Source organism: Stenotrophomonas sp. S39, from assembly GCF_016624665.1.
Taxonomy (GTDB): Bacteria; Pseudomonadota; Gammaproteobacteria; order Xanthomonadales; family Xanthomonadaceae; genus Stenotrophomonas.
The window spans coordinates 13,467-32,758 of sequence record NZ_JACVTT010000052.1; the positions used below are offsets into that span (position 1 = coordinate 13,467).

Annotated in this window: 14 protein-coding genes; 10 read left to right on the forward strand and 4 right to left on the reverse strand. The window is 67.9% G+C overall.

The annotated features are described in order from the left end of the window. Positions 1-28 precede the first annotated feature (28 nt). Genes IAE41_RS13960 through IAE41_RS13970 form a run of 3 tightly spaced genes read right to left on the reverse strand, consistent with a single transcriptional unit; the run spans position 29 to position 2,967 of the window. Positions 29-1,123 (reverse strand): dipeptide epimerase, encoded by a 1,095-nt coding sequence (locus tag IAE41_RS13960; protein ID WP_108758616.1) that lies wholly within the window; start codon positions 1,121-1,123, stop codon positions 29-31. Continuing rightward, positions 1,120-2,556, reverse strand: coding sequence for an SH3 domain-containing protein (locus IAE41_RS13965; RefSeq protein WP_200733525.1), 1,437 nt, complete (start codon positions 2,554-2,556; stop codon positions 1,120-1,122). Before IAE41_RS13965 ends, IAE41_RS13960 begins: the two co-directional genes overlap by 4 nt. Before the next feature lie 57 nt (positions 2,557-2,613). Next, positions 2,614-2,967 carry a hypothetical protein gene (locus IAE41_RS13970; protein WP_200733526.1) on the reverse strand — a complete coding sequence of 118 codons (354 nt, stop codon included), beginning with the start codon at positions 2,965-2,967 and terminating at the stop codon, positions 2,614-2,616. Positions 2,968-3,104: 137 nt separating this feature from the next. Here IAE41_RS13970 and IAE41_RS13975 point away from each other — a divergent pair, with 137 nt between their 5' ends. From IAE41_RS13975 to IAE41_RS14015, 9 genes are all read left to right on the forward strand, one after another. Further along, on the forward strand, positions 3,105-4,571 hold the full coding sequence (locus IAE41_RS13975) for a transglutaminase-like domain-containing protein (RefSeq protein WP_200733527.1): 1,467 nt from the start codon (positions 3,105-3,107) through the stop codon (positions 4,569-4,571). Positions 4,572-4,622: 51 nt separating this feature from the next. Then, the gene (locus tag IAE41_RS13980) at positions 4,623-7,646 is read left to right on the forward strand and encodes a TonB-dependent receptor (RefSeq protein ID WP_200733528.1); all 3,024 of its coding nucleotides are present in this window, start codon (positions 4,623-4,625) and stop codon (positions 7,644-7,646) included. A 137-nt stretch (positions 7,647-7,783) separates the two neighbouring features. Then, complete coding sequence (locus IAE41_RS13985; protein WP_200733529.1) at positions 7,784-9,325, forward strand: serine hydrolase domain-containing protein; 1,542 nt, start codon at positions 7,784-7,786, stop codon at positions 9,323-9,325. Then, the gene (locus IAE41_RS13990; RefSeq protein ID WP_200733530.1) at positions 9,258-9,971 is read left to right on the forward strand and encodes a M15 family metallopeptidase; all 714 of its coding nucleotides are present in this window, start codon (positions 9,258-9,260) and stop codon (positions 9,969-9,971) included. The genes IAE41_RS13985 and IAE41_RS13990 overlap by 68 nt, the downstream gene beginning before the upstream one ends. 510 nt (positions 9,972-10,481) lie before the next feature. After that, positions 10,482-10,853: a hypothetical protein gene (locus tag IAE41_RS13995; RefSeq protein ID WP_108745791.1), complete on the forward strand. Its 372-nt coding sequence runs from the start codon at positions 10,482-10,484 to the stop codon at positions 10,851-10,853. Positions 10,854-11,080: 227 nt separating this feature from the next. After that, positions 11,081-11,485, forward strand: coding sequence for an EF-hand domain-containing protein (locus IAE41_RS14000; protein ID WP_079220396.1), 405 nt, complete (start codon positions 11,081-11,083; stop codon positions 11,483-11,485). 123 nt (positions 11,486-11,608) lie between these two features. Then, the gene (locus tag IAE41_RS14005) at positions 11,609-12,361 is read left to right on the forward strand and encodes an HAD family hydrolase (RefSeq protein WP_200733531.1); all 753 of its coding nucleotides are present in this window, start codon (positions 11,609-11,611) and stop codon (positions 12,359-12,361) included. 31 nt (positions 12,362-12,392) lie between these two features. Continuing rightward, positions 12,393-12,881 (forward strand): hypothetical protein, encoded by a 489-nt coding sequence (locus IAE41_RS14010; RefSeq protein ID WP_200733532.1) that lies wholly within the window; start codon positions 12,393-12,395, stop codon positions 12,879-12,881. A 209-nt stretch (positions 12,882-13,090) separates the two neighbouring features. Next, the gene (locus IAE41_RS14015) at positions 13,091-14,455 is read left to right on the forward strand and encodes a VOC family protein (protein ID WP_200733533.1); all 1,365 of its coding nucleotides are present in this window, start codon (positions 13,091-13,093) and stop codon (positions 14,453-14,455) included. A gap of 82 nt (positions 14,456-14,537) precedes the next feature. On the opposite strand, the gene IAE41_RS14020 is transcribed toward IAE41_RS14015, so the two are convergent. Beyond that, positions 14,538-16,052 carry an acetyl-CoA hydrolase/transferase family protein gene (locus tag IAE41_RS14020; RefSeq protein WP_079220400.1) on the reverse strand — a complete coding sequence of 505 codons (1,515 nt, stop codon included), beginning with the start codon at positions 16,050-16,052 and terminating at the stop codon, positions 14,538-14,540. A 379-nt stretch (positions 16,053-16,431) separates the two neighbouring features. Between IAE41_RS14020 and glnE the strand changes: the two genes are divergently transcribed. Then, the gene (glnE, locus tag IAE41_RS14025) at positions 16,432-19,227 is read left to right on the forward strand and encodes a bifunctional [glutamate--ammonia ligase]-adenylyl-L-tyrosine phosphorylase/[glutamate--ammonia-ligase] adenylyltransferase (RefSeq protein ID WP_200733534.1); all 2,796 of its coding nucleotides are present in this window, start codon (positions 16,432-16,434) and stop codon (positions 19,225-19,227) included. Positions 19,228-19,292: the final 65 nt, after the last annotated feature.

Consider the following 19,292-nt stretch of genomic DNA (forward strand, 5'->3'; position numbering starts at 1 on the left):
AGAGTCGAGCCATGCTCGACTGCGCGGATCAACCCAGCATCTCCAGCCCACGCACTTCGGTGATGCCCAGCCCCGGTACGTCGCTGATGCTGATCTCCGACTCGTTGAAATGTACACCGCCGCTGACCGGGTCGAACTGGCCCAGCGAGGGGCCATCGAGGTCGACCTTGGTGATCACATCGCTCTTGGCCACGGCCAGGTGTACTGCGGCCGCCACGCTGATGCTCGATTCGATCATGCAGCCGATCATGCACGGCACGCCGTAGATGCCGGCGATGTCGGCAATGCGGATCGCGTTGGACAGCCCGCCGGTCTTCATCAGCTTGATGTTGATGATGTCGGCCGCGCGCTGCTGGATCAGGTCCATCACCTGGCTCGGGCTGAACACGCTTTCGTCGGCCATCACCGGCGTGTTGACCCGATCGGTCACGTACTTCAGGCCGCTGATGTCGGCGGCCTTCACCGGCTGCTCCAGCAGTTCCAGCACCACGCCGGCTTCCTCCAGCGTGCGCATGGCATGCACGGCCTGCTTGGCGGTCCAGCCCTGGTTGGCGTCCAGGCGCAGCAGCGCACGGCCCTGCACAGCGGCATGGATGGCCTTGACCCGCTCGATGTCCAGGCCGATGTCCTTGCCCACCTTGATCTTCAGCGACTCGAAGCCGCGCTCGATGGCCGACAGCGAATCGGCCACCATCTTGTCGATGTAGTCCACGCTGATGGTGATGTCGGTGGTGATGACCGGATCACCACCGCCCAGCATCTGGTACAGCGGCGCGCCATGCAGCTGCGCCCACAGGTCGTACAGGGCGATCTCCACCGCCGCCTTGGCGCTGGTGTTGCGCTCCATGGCGGTCTGCACCAGCGTGCACAGGTGGTTGAGGTTCACCACGTCCTGGCCGACCAGGCGCGGGGCGATGAAGTGGCGGATCGCCTCGATGATCGAGCCGTGCGTATCGCCGGTGATGACCGCGGTGGCCGGTGCTTCGCCGTAGCCGGTGTTGCCGGTGTCGGTGCGGATCAGCACCACCACGTCTTCCACGGTTTCCACCGTGCGCAGGGCGGTCTTGAACGGTGTTTTCAGCGGCACGCGCAGCATGCCCAGTTCGATGGCGGTGATCTTCATTCGGCAGTCTTCGCCCGCAGGCGCTGGATGTTGGTGATGCGGTCGATGTAGCGGACAGTATCGCTGGCCATCATCGGCTCCAGCGGGGTGACCGAGACACCATTGAGGTGGGCCTGCACGCGCGTGCCGTCGGCACCGGACCAGCTGCCGCCGGCCGTATCGTGGATGACCCAGGTGCGGCCGTCGACGTGGCCGATGGCCATCATCACGTGGCCGGGGATGTAGACCAGGTCGCCCACCTGCAGCGCGCTCACGGCGCGGTCGCGCGCGGCCTTGCCGGCCTTTTCGGTGAACGGCAGGCGGTCCAGCGCCGGGCTGACGGCCTGGGCACTGGTATTGCGCGGCAGCAGCACGCCGAAGCTGCGGTAGATCTCGGACACGAACCCGCTGCAGTCGCGGGTGTCGTAGTCGTGGCCCCAGCCGTAGCGTTCGCCGAGGAACTTGAAGGCCTGCTGCAGCAGCAGGCGCGGGGTCAGCGCCAGGTACTCGCCGGCAGTGTCCTGCGAACGCGGCAGCAGCGCGGGCACCAGCTTCAGCTGGCCATCGGCCTCGCGTACCGGCAGCTGCACCACCCAGGCGGCATGTGCCTGCTGGCCGTTGACCGGGGTGGCGGCGGGCCAGTCGGCCAGCACCGGCAGGCGCACGCCCATGTCCAGCTGCAGGCGCGACACGCGCGGCTCCTCCGGAGTGAACGCGGTGTGCGCCACTGCGCCGGTCACGATGCGGTAGGGACCCTGCGCGCCGTAGCCGAGCACGCTGGCTTTCTCGCCGGTGGCTACCGACTCGGCTTCGATCCACGCGCTGTAGCGTTCGCTGTGCACGAACAGCCAGCGGCCATCGGCGCTGCGGTGGACCACGGCCACCTTGTCACCGGGGAACAGCGCCGATTCCTGGAAGCGGTCGATATCGGTATCACCCGCAGTACTGAAGACGCGCTGGCGGGTCGGGAAGGTGCGCAATGCCGCGCGCTTCACCACCAGGCCGTACTGCGGCGCTACCTGTGCGGCGATGGCCGCCACGCCGAGGTTGGCCTCGATCGACGCGCGCAGCGCTGCCGCGATGGGCTGGCCCTGGTCGTCGTACAGGGGCCGCGTCGGCCAGGCCGACAGCGCGCTGATGCTGGCGCGCACCTGCGCGGCGGTCAGCTGCGCGGGCAGGGCGGCGATGTCCTGGATGTGCGCGTCCTGGCTGCGCATGCGCGCGTTCTGCGCATTGATCTGCGTGCGGTCGAGGATCGGGGTATCGGCGTTGTCCAGCCGCGCGGCCCAGTACTGCGGGGTCAGGTAGGCCTCGTGCAGGCCGATCACATACGGCAGCGGCGCGCCGGGATCCGGTGCGCGGGGTGCCTGCGCAAAGGCCGGTGCGGCCAGCAGGCACAGGGCCAGGGTGAAGCGGCGCGGCCAGTGCCGGGGTGCAGCGATCGATCGATTCATGCGCAACGCTCCCTATCGAATCCATTGGAACATGTGGCGGGCGTCCCGCGCCGGCTTCTACGGCGTCGCCGGTGCCTGCTGGGCGATCTGCGCATCCAGTGCAGCGCGGTCGGCCCAGACCGTGCCGCAGTGGCCGCAGCCCCAGATCGGTGGGCGCAGGGTTTCAACATGACTGACCAGGCCATCGCAGCCGGGTTCCGGGCAGGGGATGGCCGGTGTCGCGTCGGCTGTACTGGCCGGCGGGCGCTCACCGGTCTGCGGATCGAAATCGCCATGGCTGCCGCAGCGGGTGCATTCGATCATCACCAGGCGCATGCCTTTGGCGCGGGACTGCTGCAGCAACGCAAGGCCTGCGGCATCCGGTACGAACGTCGCGCTGCACTGGGGGCAACGCAGGTTAGTCTGTTCCATCCCGCACGGGCTCCGGTTGTTGGCGGACTGCTTTGGAATATTTATTCCTTTCATCCACGAAAGCAAGAATAAATAATTGACCCTCTATCCGGCCCGTGTTACACAGCCGTTACCACCCGCGCTGGGGAAGTGTCGCTGTGGATCCCGCCGTTCGCAAACCGCGTCTGCCTGCCGCCGCCGGCCTGTGTGCCGCGCTGCTGCTGTGGCCGTGGGTGGCAGGCGCACAGGAGGCCGGGAGACAGGCAGCGGGCGAAACGCGACTGGTCGATCTGGTCGACAGTGGCCACTTCGCGGACGCTGAAGATCTGCTGGCGCGCGGCGACCTGCCCGCCACGGCGGCCTACCAGCGCGAACGCATGCGCCGCATCCGCCTGGACTTCAGCCTGGACGAAGCCGCAGCGAAAACCGCCGTACGCCGCTGGATTCCCGACCTGAGCGATGCCGAGTTCGCGCGCTGGGATCAGCTGGGCCTGATCGAGCATCTGGATATCGACGGCACCCGCTGGTACTTCAAGCGTGCGCCGTCCAACCTGTTCCTGCTCAGCGATGAAGCGCGCGCCCGCCGCCGCGCCGATGCGCCGATGCCAGCGCCGGGCCCGAACGAAGTGCTCAACGCGCACCACGCGCGCGTGGTTGCGGCCGCCGCGCAGCAGGGCCAGGCCTCGGTGCTGCCGCAGCGCATTGCCTTTACCCAGTCGCTCACGGTGAAGGCCGATGCAGTGCCGGCCGGTGAAACCATCCGCGCGTGGATTCCGTACCCGCGCGAAATTCCCGGCCAGCAGGAACGCGTGCAATGGCTGGGCAGCACGCCGGGCAAGGCGCGCGTGGCCCCGGCCAGCACCCTGCAGCGCACCGCCAATATGGAAGCCCGGGCGGTGGCGGGGCAGCCAACACACTTCGAGGTGCGTTACGCGGTCACCCTCTACGCGCGGCATACCTCGATCGATCCAGCCAAGGTGCAGCCCACGCCGGCCGACCCGGCGCTGCAACCGTTCCTCGCCGAGCAGCTGCCGCATGTGCGCTTCACCCCGGCACTCAAGCTGTTTTCCGAGCAGGTGCTGCAGGGCGAGACGCGCCCGTATGAAGTGGTGCGCAGGCTGTACGCCGCGGTCGACAGCATCCCGTGGGCGGGTGCCCGCGAATACTCCACTCTCAGCAACCTCAGCGATCATGCCCTGCGCGCCGGCCATGCCGACTGCGGGCAGCAGACCCTGCTGCTGATCGCGCTGCTGCGCATGAACGGCATTCCCGCACGCTGGCAGTCGGGCATGGTGTTCTCCGACGACGGCAGCGGCTACAACAACCTGCACGATTGGGGGGCGGTCTACCTGGCGCCGTATGGATGGCTGCCGATGGACGTGACCACCGGCGCGCTGGCGAGCGAAACGCCGGCGCTGCGCGACTTCTACCTGGGTGGCCTCGATGGCTACCGCATCGCCTTCAACGATGATTTCGGCCAGCCGTTCGTGCCGGCCAAACAGCATTACCGCTCGGAAACGGTCGACTCGCAGCGCGGCGAGGCCGAGTGGGCGGGCGGCAATCTGTACTTCGACCAATGGGGCTATGACCTCCAGTGGCGGGTACTGCCGGCCGGGCAACGCTAGCGCGATACCTCCACCACCACACCATTCAATTCTTGCAGGAGAGAGCAGGGGATGAAGGCTTACAGCATCAAGCGGGCGGCGTTGTGCGTCGCCCTCGGGGCGTGTCTGGGCATCATGCTGCCCGGCATGGCGATGGCGCAGAACGTGAGCGGCGCAGTGGCCGGCCGGGCGACGGCCGGTGACCAGGTCACCGTGGTCAGCAGCAGCACCGGGCTGACCCGCACCGTCACCGTCGGCGCCGATGGCAGCTACCGCCTTGGCCAGCTGCCGGTAGGCGACTACCAGCTGCAGCTCAGCCGCGAGGGCCAGAACCTGGGTGACCAGGTCGCCGTCAGCGTGGCGGTGGGCGGCACCACCACCGTCAACCTGGCCAGCGCCGGCGGCGTGACCAACCTCGATGCCCTGCAGGTGACCGGCACGCGCGTGGTCAACCGCGTGGACGTCTATTCCACCGAAACGTCGTTCAACATCAACCGCCAGGAAATCTCGCGGCTGCCGGTGGCGCAGGATCTGTCCGCCGTGGCGCTGATGGCGCCGGGCGTGGTGGGCGGAAACTCCTCGTTCGGCGGCCTGTCCTTTGCCGGTTCATCGGTGGCCGAGAACGCGGTGTTCATCAACGGCCTCAACGTCACCGACATGTACACCCGGCGCGGCTTCAGTACCGCGCCGTTTGCCTTCTTCAACGAATTCCAGGTCAAGACCGGGGGTTACTCGGTCGAGTTCGGCCGCTCCACCGGCGGCGTCATCAACGCGGTGACGCGCTCGGGCAGCAACGAATTCGAGGGCGGCGTGGAAGTGACCGTTGAGCCCAGCGCCGGGCGCTCCAGTGGACGCGACCACTTCCATCGCGACGGCACCGCCCATTCCTATGGCAGCCGTGACAACAACTCGTTCCTGAAGACCAATGTCTGGGGCTCGGGCCCGATCATCAAGGACACGCTGTTCCTGTTCGCCATGTACGAAGACCGCGACGACCGCGGCCACAACACCTCGTCCGATGGCAGCACCTGGTTCAAGAACAATTCCGGCAACGGCTTCTGGGGCACCAAGCTGGACTGGAACATCAACGACAACCACAGCCTGGCGCTGCTGGCGTTCTCCGATGAGGGCGATGTCACCAACGCGTCCTACGGCTACGACTGGGATGACGACCGGATCGGCGCCTGGGGCGGTGATTCCATCACCGAAACCGGCGGCCGCAACTGGTCGGCCACCTATACCGGCCACTTCGGGCAGAACTTCACCGCCCGCGCCATGGTCGGCCAGAACAACCAGCGCGCCTTCACCAACTCGTCGCTGGACCAGGCCTGCAGCCCGGTGTTCACCGACAGCACCTACGGCCCGCGCCTGGGCAAGCTGCAGGGCCTGCGTCCGGGCTGCCATCCCACCGGCACGGCCGTGGCCGAGCGCGATGACACCCGCGATGTGGCGCGCCTGGATTTCGAATGGCAGCTGGGCGACCACCTGCTGCGCTTCGGCCTCGACCGCGAGCTGATGACCACTGACCAGTCCACCCGCTACCCCGGGCCGAGTGCGCTGAGCTACACCGCCTATGTGGCGCGGCCCGGCGATGAAGTGTGGGACGGTGCCAACGCCTTTGTGCCGGCCGGCGTCACCGAGATGCTGCGTGCGCGCAACCGCCAGTCGGGCGGGAAGTTCGAGACCGAGGCCAACGCCTTCTACCTGGAAGACATCTGGAACATCACCCCGAACCTGATGCTCAACCTGGGCATCCGCTGGGACCGTTTCGAGAACCGCACCGCCGAGGGCAAGGCGTTCATCAAGATGGACGACCTGTTCGCCCCGCGCCTGGGCTTCTCGTGGGACATGCGCGGCGATGGCAGCACCAAGCTGTTCGGCAACGCGGGCCGCTACTACCTGCCGGTCACCAACAACATCAACGTCAACTTCGCCGGTGGCCTCACCGACGAGTACAGCTACTACGTGCTGGAAGGCTGGGAGCAGAAGACCTCGCCGACCGGTTCGGCGTACATGGCACCGATCATCGGCGCGCAGATCGGGCCGACCGACACCCGCATGAATACCGGTGGCGCCGACCTGCGGCAGAGCGTGGACCGCGACCTGAAGGCGGTCTACCAGGACGAGTACATCCTTGGCTTCCAGAGCATGATCAACGCCGCCTGGTCGTGGGGCGTCAACGCTACCTACCGGCGCATGACCCGCGCGCTGGATGACATCCGCATCAACTACACCCCGTGCGGCCCAACGCCGAGCACGCTGTGGCCGATCGGCAACCCCGGCGAGAGCCTGACCCTGTGGGGCGACCAGAGCATCGGCTGCGCCACCGAAGGCTGGATCACCATCGACACCGCCAACAGCGGCTACCGCAAGGGCGGCAGCGGCGAGGTCATCGGCTATTCCAAGCCCAAGCGCACCTACAAGGGCCTGGAATTCCAGATTGATCGCGCCTGGGACGAGAAGTGGATGCTCAACGCCTCCTACCTGTGGTCGCGCAGCGATGGCAACTTCGAAGGCCCGGTGAACTCCGATACCAACTACGGCGACACCGGCATGGTGCAGTACTGGGACCACCCGGCCACCAATGAGCGCTATGGCGTGCTGTTCAACGACTTCCGCCACCAGATCAAGCTGCGCGCGGCCTATGCGCTGAACAAGCAGTGGTCGTTCGGCACCACGCTGCAGGTGCAGTCCGGTGGCCCGATCACCGCCTATGGCGTGATGTGGCCGAACGACACCATCGCCGGCGGCAGCACCTCCAGCGAAGGCAGTGGCGGCGGCACCGGCTGGCTGTGCGTGGCCAACTGCTCCGGGCCGTACGACCAGCGCCAGTTCGAGTACAGCCCGCGCGGCGCGTTCGGTCGCCTGCCGTGGACCTGGACGATGGGGGCCAACGTGACCTGGCGCCTGCCGGTGGAGGGCATCGATCTCAGCGCCCGCCTGTCGGTGTACAACCTGACCAACAACCAGAAGACCATCAACGTGCACCAGCGCTATGAAGCGCAGCCGGGCCAGTACCGCGAAGCCACCTTCGCCACGGGCACCCGCTGGCAGGCGCCGCGCTACACGCAGCTGGTGGTGACGTGGAACTTCTGACCGGCAGCCCGGTAGAGTCGAGCTTGCTCGACTGCTCTTCGCGGGGCGCCGGCAGCCCGGTAGAGTCGAGCTTGCTCGACTGTTTTTCGCGGGTTGTTGGACGTCGCTCAGTCGAGCAAGCTCGACTCTACGTATGCATGACTGCGGCGATGGTGTTCCCGGCGGTGGCGGCGGAACCGGCGGCCACCGCCGCCCTCGATGCCGATGTCGCCGCCGTGGTCCAGCACGAGCATCTGCCCGGGCTGGCCATGGCCGTGGTCGAGCAGGGAAAGGTGGTCTACCAGCACGCCGAAGGCGCGCGCGGTGATGGCGGCCGCATCGACGAAGACACGCTGTTCAAGATCGCGTCCAACAGCAAGGCGATGACCGCCGCGCTGCTGGCGCGCCTGGTGGAGCAGGGCCGGCTGCGCTGGGATGACCCGGTGCGCAAGCACCTGCCCGGCTTCACCATGCATGACCCCTGGGTGGGCGAGCACATGCAGGTGCGTGACCTGCTCATCCACAACAGTGGCCTTGGCCTGGGCGCCGGCGACCTGATGCTGTGGCCCGAGCCCAACGCCTATACCCGCGCGGACATCATCGCCGGCCTGGCCCACCTGAAGCCGGTCAGCAGCTTCCGCAGCGGCTACGCCTACGACAACCTGATGTACGTGGTGGCCGGTGAAGTGGCGGCCGCCGCTGGCGGCAGACCCTATGACCAGTTGCTGCGCGAGCAGGTATTCGAACCGCTCGGCATGGACCGCTGCCAGGTGGGCGCGTGGTCGGTGAAGCGCGTGGGCAACGTCGCCCAGCCACATACCTGGCGCAAGGGCCGCAACGTGGTGATCAACGCCGATGGCGCGACCAGTCCCGACCTGACGTCGATGGCCGCCGGTGGCATCCGTTGCTCGCTGCGCGACATGACGCGCTGGATGCAGGTGCTGCTGGACCCCGCGCTGGTGCCCGGCTGGCTGGGCAGCGACCAGCGGCGCACGCTGTGGACCCTGCACATGCCGATGCCGCTGGGCGAGCGCCAGCGCCGCTGGGACAACGCGCACTTCATGGGTTACGGCTACGGCTGGCGTGTTTCGGACATGGACGGGCAGTGGAAGGTGGCGCACACCGGCACGCTGTCGGGCATGTATTCCTCGCTGGGCCTGCTGCCGGACCGCAGGGTGGGCGTGGTGATGCTGATGAACGGCGAGGGCGAGGATGCACGCACGGTGCTGATGCAGTCGGTGCTGAAGCGCTTCACCGCCCCTGCCGAGGGCCAGACGGCGCTGGGCTATCTGCAGGCGTTGGCCGATGAGCGAAGCCGGACCGATGTGATCGGCCACGTTGATGAGTATCTCGATCCGATCGCGCCCGCCGGTGCCGGCGCGCTGCAGGCGCAGCAGGGGCGCTACCGTGATCCCTGGCTGGGCGAGGCCACGCTGTGCCCGGTTGCGGGCACGCTGCGGTTCGAGGTGCTGCGCTCGCCGAAACTGGCTGCGACCGTGATGCAGCAAGGACGCCGGTGGCGGTTGCACTGGGATACGCTGGAGGCATCCGCGCAGGCATGGCTGCAGCCCGGTGACGGTGACCAGCCCACGCTGCAGCTGCGCGCCCTCGATCCGGACATCGACTTCAGTTATGACTTCCAGGACCTGCATTTCACTCGGATTGGCGATTGCCCTGGCGGGCAGCACGCACGCCGCTGAGCCACCACGCATCTCGCCGGCCACCGATGCGCTCAGCGCCGGGCTACTGGAGATCCGCACGCTGGCCCCGCAGATCGAGATGGACATCCGTTACGCCGGCCGCAACAACTTCACCGGCGCCCGCGTGCCGGGTTACGAGGCGCCCTCGTGTTACCTGCTGGACCCGGTGGCGAAGGCACTGGCCGCAGTGGAAGGTGACCTGCGCGCCGAGGGCTATGCGCTGCGCCTCTACGACTGCTATCGCCCGGTGCGTTCGGTGCAGGCTTTCATGGCCTGGGTGAAGGATCCGGATGAGCAGTCGCGCAAGGCGCTGCAGTACCCGGGCCTGGACAAGCCGCGGCTGCTGGTCGATGGCTACATCGCCGAGCGCTCGGGCCACAGCCGGGGCGCGACGGTGGACCTGGGGCTGCTGGATTGCCGGGCCGGTGCGTGCGTGGTGATGGACATGGGCACGGATTTCGATTTCTTCGGCGTGCGCGCGCATACCGACGCGGCGGGGCTGACGGCGGCGCAGCGCGGGAACCGGCAGCGGTTGCTGCGGGCGATGGCGCGGCGAGGGTTTGCCAACTACCCGCAGGAGTGGTGGCACTACACGCTGCAGCCGGAACCGGATGCCGGCACCGCGTACGATTTTCCCGTGAGGTGATGTTTTTTTTGCAGGGCTTGCAGCCCTGCACCTGCGGTAGTGCCGGCCGCTGGCAAGCAACCTCAACTTCAAAAGCCTGCATTCCGTGGGATGGCGGGGTGGGTCCGGTTGAGGGGGACGCCGTAAAACCCACCCCGCCTTCGACAGTTTGTCGCGACCTGTCGGAATGGCGTTCTGCTCTGGTGGGTGTCCTGCTGCTGATGGTGGGTGCCGACCGTTGGTCGGCACGGGATCCGATCTCATTCTGAAAATCGATATCTGACAGATGTGCCGACCAACGGTCGGCACCCACCAACAGCCGCGCCCCAGTAGATCCACGCCATGCGTGGATGAATTCATTCGATATCTGACAGATGTGCCGACCAACGGTCGGCACCCACCCACAGTGCCCCGCCATCCCACGGAATGTCAGCTTTTTGCTGTTGCTTCGGCTCTGGCTTCTGCAGGTGCAGGGCTGCAAGCCCTGCCGATACCCTTACACTCACTACCGCCTCCCAACTGCCCACCCGCATGAACCTTCCGCTGCACTTCGGCCTGCTCGGCTCGCTCGAAGCCGGTGCCATCGCCCTGCTGGTCGGGCTGCTGGTGTACTTCCTCTGGCATCACCTGTGCCGCGTGTTCCGCTGGTCCATGGGCCATGCCATCGGCTGGGCCTGCGTGTTCGCGGTGGCCATCTCCGCCGGCATCGACATGTGGAAGCTGTTCTACATGGGCATCGTGCGGCTGGAATCACCGCTGTATGCGCGCATCTTCCTCTCCACCATCCACGACCCCAACGAACTGGGCAGCCGCGTGGTGCTGGAAATCGCTGGCGCGCTCTCCGGTGTTGCATTGGGATGGCTCTTGTTCAGTTCGCGGTCATCTGCGCAGAACGTCGATTGACGCAGGTTTTTCGTTGCGTGCCGGTTAAATCCGGCCGCGCTGAATGTGCACCTTATGGACCGCTCACTTCGCCCTAACCACCGCGCTAAACCATGCGCCGTGGCGAGTGGTTAATGGGGTGTATGCACGCCGGTTGCAGCCCAAAATCGATTCAGAAACGCGGTGGCAGGGTAGGTGCCGTGCGGAGACAACACCCCGCGCTCCACCACCCAAAGGAGATCCACCTGATGACTATTCGCAACCGCAAGCCCCTGCTCGCCCTGATCGTTGCCGCCGGTAGTGTGCTGGCCGTCCCGGCCATGGCGCAGACCGCCCAGCAGCAGGCAGCCCAGGCACAGAATCAGGCGGCGCAGGCCCAGCAGTCGGCAGCCCAGGCGGGCCAGGCAGCTGACCAGGCCTCCAGTGCGGCTGCATCGGCGCAGGCACAGGCCAGTGGCGGCGGCCAGACGTGGGCCAGCATCGATACCGATGGCAACGGCACCATCAGCAAGTCCGAGGCACAGGTGAACGCGGGCCTGGCCCAGGTGTTCGACCAGGCCGACACCAACAAGGACGGCGAACTGAGCGCCGACGAGTACAAGGCGTTCGTGGCCGCCCAGCAGGCGGGTGCCGGTGCCGGCGGTGGCAACTGATCGCCGCCTGACCAGAACCGTTTGAACGGATCCGGTTGCGTTCGGGGCAACCGGTGCATGGGGCCCGGGCGGCGTTGGCCGCCCGGGTTTTTGTTGCCTTCGCCAGCGCTGTATCCTTGTCGCATGAACGCCTCCACGCCTGCGCGCTCGCGCGCCATCGGCCTGGTCGGTTTTGACGGTGACGACACGCTGTGGAAGAGCGAGGACTACTACCGCAAGGCCGAGCAGGAATACCTGGACCTGCTGTCGCGCTACGTCGACGTGCACGACACCCAGACCGCCCGCCACCTGCTGGAAGTGCAGCAGCGCAACCTGGCCGTGTTCGGCTATGGGGTGAAGGGCATGGTCCTGTCGATGATCGAAGCGGCCATCGACATCACCGGCCAGCGCATCGACGCCAAGGACATCCAGCGCATGCTGGACATCGGCCATGACACCCTGCGCCACCCGGTCGAGCTGATCGAGGGCGTGCGCGAATCGGTGGCGGCCATCGCCGAGCAGTACCCGGTGGTGCTGATCACCAAGGGCGATCTGTTCCACCAGGAAGCCAAGATCAACGTGGCCAACCTGCGCGAGCTGTTCCCGCGCATCGAGATCGTCTCGGAAAAGGACCCGGAAACCTACGCCCGCGTGCTGGCCGAATTCGATCTGCCGATGCAGCAGTTCGTGATGGTCGGCAACTCGCTGCGCTCGGATATCGAGCCGGTGGTCACCCTCGGCGGCTGGGGCATCCACACCCCGTACGCGGTCACCTGGGCGCATGAAACCCAGCATGGCGTGGCCGACGACGAACCGCGCATGGTCACCGCCGATACCGCCTGGGATTGGCCGGCCGCGTTGGCCGCGATCGAGGCCAAGGCCGCTGCAGCGGCCTGACAGGGCCCGGCGGCTGCGGCAGAATCGGGGCATGAAGCGCTTTCCGACCCTGCTGCTGTCGCTCCTGTTGCTGGCGCCAGCCACCGTGCTGGCCCAGCAGACCGCCGAACGTTCGGCGGCCTACACGGTGGAAACCGGTGACCGTTGGCTGGATGCCCAGCTGCAGGACATCAACCACTACGCCGAGCGTTACCCCGATGCCTTCCTCGATGAGGTATCGCGCTACGCCAACGTGCCGCGCGGTTATGTCAGCGCGCTGTTCACCACCCACGGCTGGCAGGCCGGCGATATCTACTTCGCCTGCTTCTGGGCCAAGGCCAGCGGCCAGACCTGCCGCGACAGCGTGCGTGCCTTCAGCCAGAACCCGGAAGGGGGCTGGGAGGCGGTGGTCACGCGGATGCCGGTGAAGCCGGACAATTTGCATGTCCGCGCGGTGCGCCACGCCATCGTGGCCAGCTACGAGCACTGGGACCGGCCGATCACCCTCGATGCCACTTTGAAGCGCCAGCTCAAGCGGTAGCGCCGGGCCATGCCCGGCGAGCGCGACGCGCGGCCCCGGAGTCCGGGGGGGGGGGGCCGGGGGGGGCCGGGGGGTTGGCGCCCGGCGGCCGCCCCCGGGGGCCGCCCCCCCCCCCGCGGGCCGCCCCCGGCCGCTACCGATGGTGTTCCCGGCGAGCGGCGGCGACAATACGGCCCTTGCCGTTCCCCGTTCCCGCATTCGAGTGACTGATGAGCGCCTCTTTCGTTTCGCCTGATGTGATACGCCGCCTGTTCGCCCAGGCCATGTCCCGCATGTACCGCACCGAAGTGCCGCTGTACGGCACGCTGGTGGAACTGGTGGAGCGGATCAACGCACAGGTGCTTGCCCAGGACCCGGCGCTGGCCGCGCAGCTGCAGCGCAACGATGAGCGCGCACGCCTGGACGAAGAGCGCCACGGCGCGATCCGCGTCGGCACCGCGCAGGAGCTGGCCACGCTGCGCCGCCTGTTCGCGGTGATGGGCATGTTCCCGGTCGCCTACTACGACCTGTCGGTGGCGGGCGTGCCGGTGCATTCCACGGCCTTCCGCCCGCTCACCGGCGCGGCGCTGGCGCAGAACCCGTTCCGCGTGTTCACCTCGCTGCTGCGGCTGGAGCTGATCGAGGACGAAACCCTGCGCGCCGAGTCCGCGCGCATCCTCGAACGCCGCCGCATCTTCACCGAGGGCGCGCTGGCGCTGATCGACCAGGCCGAGCGTGCGGGTGGCCTGTCGCAGGCCGATGCCGAGCGCTTCGTTGCCGAGGCACTGGAAACCTTCCGCTGGCATGGTGATGCCACGGTCGACCTGCCCACCTACCACGCGCTGCACGATGCGCACCGGCTGGTGGCCGACGTGGTCAGCTTCCGTGGCCCGCACATCAACCACCTCACCCCGCGCACGCTGGATATCGATGCCGCTCAGGCGGCGATGATCGAGCACGGCATGGCGGCCAAAGCGGTCATCGAAGGCCCGCCGCGCCGCGCCTGCCCGATCCTGCTGCGGCAGACCAGCTTCAAGGCGCTGGAAGAGGCCGTGCATTTCCCGGGCGGTGAAGGCGGCGCTGCCGGCACGCATACCGCGCGCTTCGGCGAGATCGAGCAGCGTGGCCTGGCCCTGACCCCGAAGGGCCGCGCGCTGTACGACCAGCTGTTGTCGCAGGCCCGCGATGCCGGCGGCGAAGGCAGCACCGGCGGTGATTACGGCCAGCGCCTGCAGGCGGTGTTCGCCAGCTTCCCCGATGACCACGACACCCTGCGCCAGGAAGGGCTGGGCTATTACCGTTACCAGCTGACCGAGGCCGGCCGCGCCGCGCCGGAACGCGTGGCCGATCTGCCGGCCGAAGTGCTGGTGGCCGCCGGCCTGGCCACGGCCGATCCGATCGTCTACGAGGATTTCCTGCCGGTCAGCGCCGCGGGCATCTTCCAGTCCAACCTGGGCGGCGAAGAGCAGCGTGCCTATGCCGCGCACGCCAACCGCGAAGCGTTCGAGCAGGCGATGGGCGTGGCGGTGAACGACGAGTTCGAGATCTACGAGCGGCTGCAGGCCGAATCGCTGGCGGCGCTGCGTATCGCGTGATCCATACCGTGTGGAGCCGAGCATGGGCTCGGCTCTACAACCTGTAGAGCCGAGCCCATGCTCGGCTCCCCGGAACCGGGTCTCAGCCCTTCATCGTGCCGGTATCCAGCCAACGCTGGTGCCACGACAGCGCTTCGGGCAGCAGGTGCGGGGTGTGCTTGCCGTAGCTTTCGCGGCTGGCACGGTCGAAGTAATCCTGCAGCTGCGGGCGGAAATCCGGGTGCGCGCAGTTGTCGATCAGCACCTGCGCACGCTTGCGCGGGGTCAGCCCACGCAGGTCGGCCAGGCCCTGTTCGGTCACGATCACCGACACGTCGTGCTCGGTGTGATCGACATGGCTCACCATCGGCGTAATCGCCGAAATCGTGCCGTTCTTCGCCGTGGACGGGCTGAGGAAGGCCGACAGGAAACCATTGCGGGCGAAGTCACCCGAACCGCCGATGCCGTTCATGATCCGCGTGCCCATCACGTGCGTCGAATTGACGTTGCCGTAGATGTCCACCTCGATCATGCCGTTCATGCCGATGCAGCCCAGGCGGCGCACCAGTTCCGGGTGGTTGGAGATTTCCTGCGTGCGCATGATGATGCGTTCGCGGTAGAAATCGATGTGCTCCTTGAACGTCTCGTTGGCCTGCGGGCTCAGCGCGAAGCCGGTGCACGAGGCATAGCTCAGCACGCCGTCGCGCAGCAGGTCGAGCATGCCGTCCTGGATGACTTCGGTGAACGCGGCCAGATCGCGGAAACCGCTCTTGGCCAGGCCCGCCAGCACCGCGTTGGGAATATTGCCCACGCCCGACTGCAGCGGCAGCAGGTTCGGCGGCAGGCGGCCCTTCTTCACCTCGTGCTTGAGGAACTCGATCAGGTGCGAGGCGATCTGCTCGCTGGTCGCATCGATGGGGCTGAAGGGGCTGTTGCGGTCCGGGCCGTTGGTGCGCACCACCGCCACGATCTTGTCCGGGTCGCAGCGCAGCGCGGTATCGCCGATGCGGTCGTTGGCGTTCACCAGCGGAATCGGCTTGCGGTGCGGCGGCAGCGCGGTGCCGTAGTAGATGTCATGCATGCCGTCGACGCCGGCCGGCTGCCATTCGTTGACCTCGACGATCACCTTCTTGGCCAGGTCCAGCCAGGTCTTGTTGTTGCCCACCGAAGTGGAGGGCACCAGCGAACCGTCCTCGCGGATGGCCGAGACTTCGATCACCGCGGTATCGATCTCGCCGTAGAAGCCGAACCAGACGTGCTGGGCGACGTGGCTGAGGTGGATGTCGATGTAATCCAGCTTGCCCTCGTTGATGCGGTTGCGCGCATCCGGGTCGCTCTGGAACGGCATGCGCATGGCGATGCCATCGGCCTTGGCCAGCGCACCATCGAGTTCCGGCGCGGTGGAAGCGCCGGTCATCAGCTTGATCTGGAAGGGCAGGCCCTGGGCGTGCACCGTCTCGATGCGGCGCGCCAGTTCCACGGGAACGGCCTTGGGGTAGCCGGAACCAGTGAAGCCACTCATGGCGACGGTTTCACCGGGCTGGATCAGCGCGGCTGCGGCCTCGGCGGAGACCACGCGGTCACGGAGACGCGCGTTGGCGATGCGATCAACAGACATGACGACACGTGTTTCAGGGGGGATTCCCGATTATCGGCCATCCCCCGGCGTACGGGGCGTTCTACCTTCGTGGAATGGCTTTTCCGGGCTGCGGGCTACCATACCCACCAGTTCTGTTTTGCAGTGCAGCGTGCAATGTCCTTCCGCAGCCCGCAGGATGGCCCTGCATCCCGACGTGGGGGAGGGAGCAGAGCCCGCTGGCAGTTCGCTGCAAGCGGGCTTTTTTATAGCCTGATGCCCAAACTGAATACGGGCATGCTCTATCGGTAGTGCCGGCCGCTGGCCGGCAACCCGCAACCGGCAACCTGCGCACCCCTGCCGGCCAGCGGCCGGCACTACCGGGTCCGTTGCGCCCCAGCCGGGTCGATACAATCGACCCATGACCCTCGCCCCCGCTGAATTGCCCGCCACCCTGCAGCCCCTGGTCGACCGCGCCCTGGCGCGCCTGGCCCACGTCCTGCCCGGGCCCATCCCCGCCGAGCTGCAGCCGCCACTGGCGCGCCTGGCGGTGGCCAGCGACTTCGCCCTGGACACCCTCGTGCGCCAGCCGGCGCTGCTGGCCCACCTGGCGCAGCCGGGCTGCCCGCCGCTGCCGGCGCCGGTGCTCGACCCGCAGCAGCCCAGCGACTGGCCGGCGCAGCTGCGGCGCTGGCGTGCGGCCATGTCCACCCGCCTGGTCTGGCGCGATCTGGCCGGCCTGGATGACGTGCCGCAGACCCTGGCCGGCGCCACCACTCTGGCCGAGGACTGCCTGCGCCTGGCGCTGGAGGCCCTGCAGCAGGAATTCGCCCAGCGCCACGGGGTCATCCGCGATGACCACGGCCAGCCCATGCAGCTGGTGGTGTTCGGGCTGGGCAAGCTGGGCGGTGGCGAGCTCAACTTCAGTTCCGATATCGACCTGGTCTACGCCTACCCGCAGGGTGGTGAATCCGACGGCCCGCGCCCGCTGGCCGCCGAGGAATACTTCGCCCGCCTCGGCCAGCGCCTGGCCAAGCTGCTGGACGACACCACCGTCGATGGCTTCAGCCACCGCGTCGACCTGCGCCTGCGCCCGTTCGGCAGTGCCGGCCGTGTCGCGCTGTCGTTCGCGGCGATGGACCAGTACTTCCAGCGCGAGGGCCGCGACTGGGAACGCTATGCCTGGCTGAAGGCGCGCGCGGTGGCCGGTGATATCGCCGCCGGCGAAGCGTGGCTGCAGACCCTGCGCCCGTTCGTTTACCGCCGCTACCTGGATTTCACCGCGCTCGACGGCCTGCGCGAGATGAAGGCGGCGATCACCGCCGAGGTCGCCCGCCGCGAACTGCACGAAGACATCAAGCGCGGCGCCGGCGGCATCCGCGAGATCGAATTCCTCTGCCAGGCCCTGCAGCTGATCCGCGCCGGGCGCGAGCCGGTGCTGCGCGAGCGCCGCCTGCTGGTGGCCCTGCAGGCGCTGGTCAACGCCGGCCAGATTGCAGCGGACGATGGTGCCGCGCTGCGCGAGGCCTACCTGTTCCTGCGCCGCCTGGAAAACCGCCTGCAGATGCTGCGCGACGCGCAGACCCACGTGCTGCCCAGCGACCCGCTGGACCGCCAGCGCATCGCCCTCGGCCTGGGCTATGGCGATTGGGATGAACTGCGCGCGGCCCTGGCCGTGCAGCAGCAGCGGGTCAGCACCGAATTCGCCGCGCTGCTGGCCCCGCGCAAGGGCCAGGCCGCCCCCGATGCGCTGGCCAGCTACTGGCGCAGCCTGCCCGACGGCAGCAACGCCGAACTGCTGGCCGAAGCCGGTTTCCTCGATGCCAACGGCGCCGACCAGTCGCTGCGTGATTTCGCCCAGGGCACCGGCGTGAAGTCACTGTCCGATGCCGCGCGCGCGCGCCTGGATCGCGTGCTGCCGGCGCTGCTGCATGCGGCCACGCGCTCGCCGCAGCCCGATGCCGCACTCAAGCGCGTGCTGGGCCTGTTGCAGGCCGTGCTGCGCCGAACCAGCTACCTGGCGCTGCTGGATGAGCAACCCAGCGCCCTGGCGCGGCTGGTGGACGTGCTGGCGCGCAGCGCGCTGCTGGCCGAACGCCTGGCGGCGTACCCCCTGCTGCTGGACGAACTGCTGGACGTGCGCGTGTCCGGGCCGATGCCCGACTTCGCCGGCATGCTGGCCGAATGCCAGCAGGTGCTGCCGGTGGAGGATCCCGAATCGCAGCTGCGCTGGCTCAATGAAACGCGGCTTGCCCTCAGCTTCCGCATGGCGATGGCCACGCTGGATGGTCGCCAGGGCGCGGTGGAAAGCACCCGCCAGCTGGCCGAGCTGGCGCAGGCGGTGGTCATCACCGTGCTCAAGCTGGCCGAGGCGGACATGCAGGCCGCGCACGGTGCCGTGCCGGGCGGGCGCTTCGCGATCATCGGCTACGGCAGCCTGGGTGGGCTGGAGCTGGGCTTCGGTTCTGATCTGGACCTGGTGTTCCTGCACGACCATCCGGCCGGCGTGGAAGCCAGCGATGGCGCCCGCCCGCTGGAGCCGGGCCGCTGGTACGCGCGCCTGGCGCAGAAGGTGATGGCCCTGCTGGGCGCGGTCACCGCCGCCGGCCGCCTGTACGACATCGACGTGCGCCTGCGCCCGGATGGCGGCAAGGGATCGCTGGTGTCCTCGCTGGCCAGCTACACCGACTACCAGCGCGAGCGCGCCTGGACCTGGGAACACCAGGCCCTGGTGCGCGCGCGCGGCGTGGCCGGCGATGCCAGCCTGCTGGCCGATTTCGAACAGGTGCGCGCACAGACGCTGGGCCGCGAACGCGACCACGCCACGCTGTATGCCGACGTACTGAAGATGCGCGGGCGCATGCGCACCGAACTGGACCGCAGCGATGCCGCGCGCCTGGACCTGAAGCAGGGCGCCGGTGGCGTGGTGGATCTGGAATTCCTGTTGCAGACTGGCGTGCTGGCACGCAGTGCGCAGGTGGCGGCGCTGCTGGAGCCGCGCGACACGCCGTCGTTGATCGACGCACTGGCGGTGGCAGGATTCCTGCCCGAAGACACCGCACGTGCGCTGCAGGGCGCGCACGCCACCCTGCTGGATGTCGGCCTGGCCTGCACGCTGGACCGGCGCCCGCGGCTGGCAGCCACAACGCCTGCGATTGAAGACGCGTGTGCAGCGATCAGTGCCGCCTGCGTGGCGGCAGAGCTGCCGTTCGGCTGACCCGCTTTGGAGTGTGGGGGGCCCGGGGGGGGGCCACACCCAACCGCGCCGGGACACCGCAACAA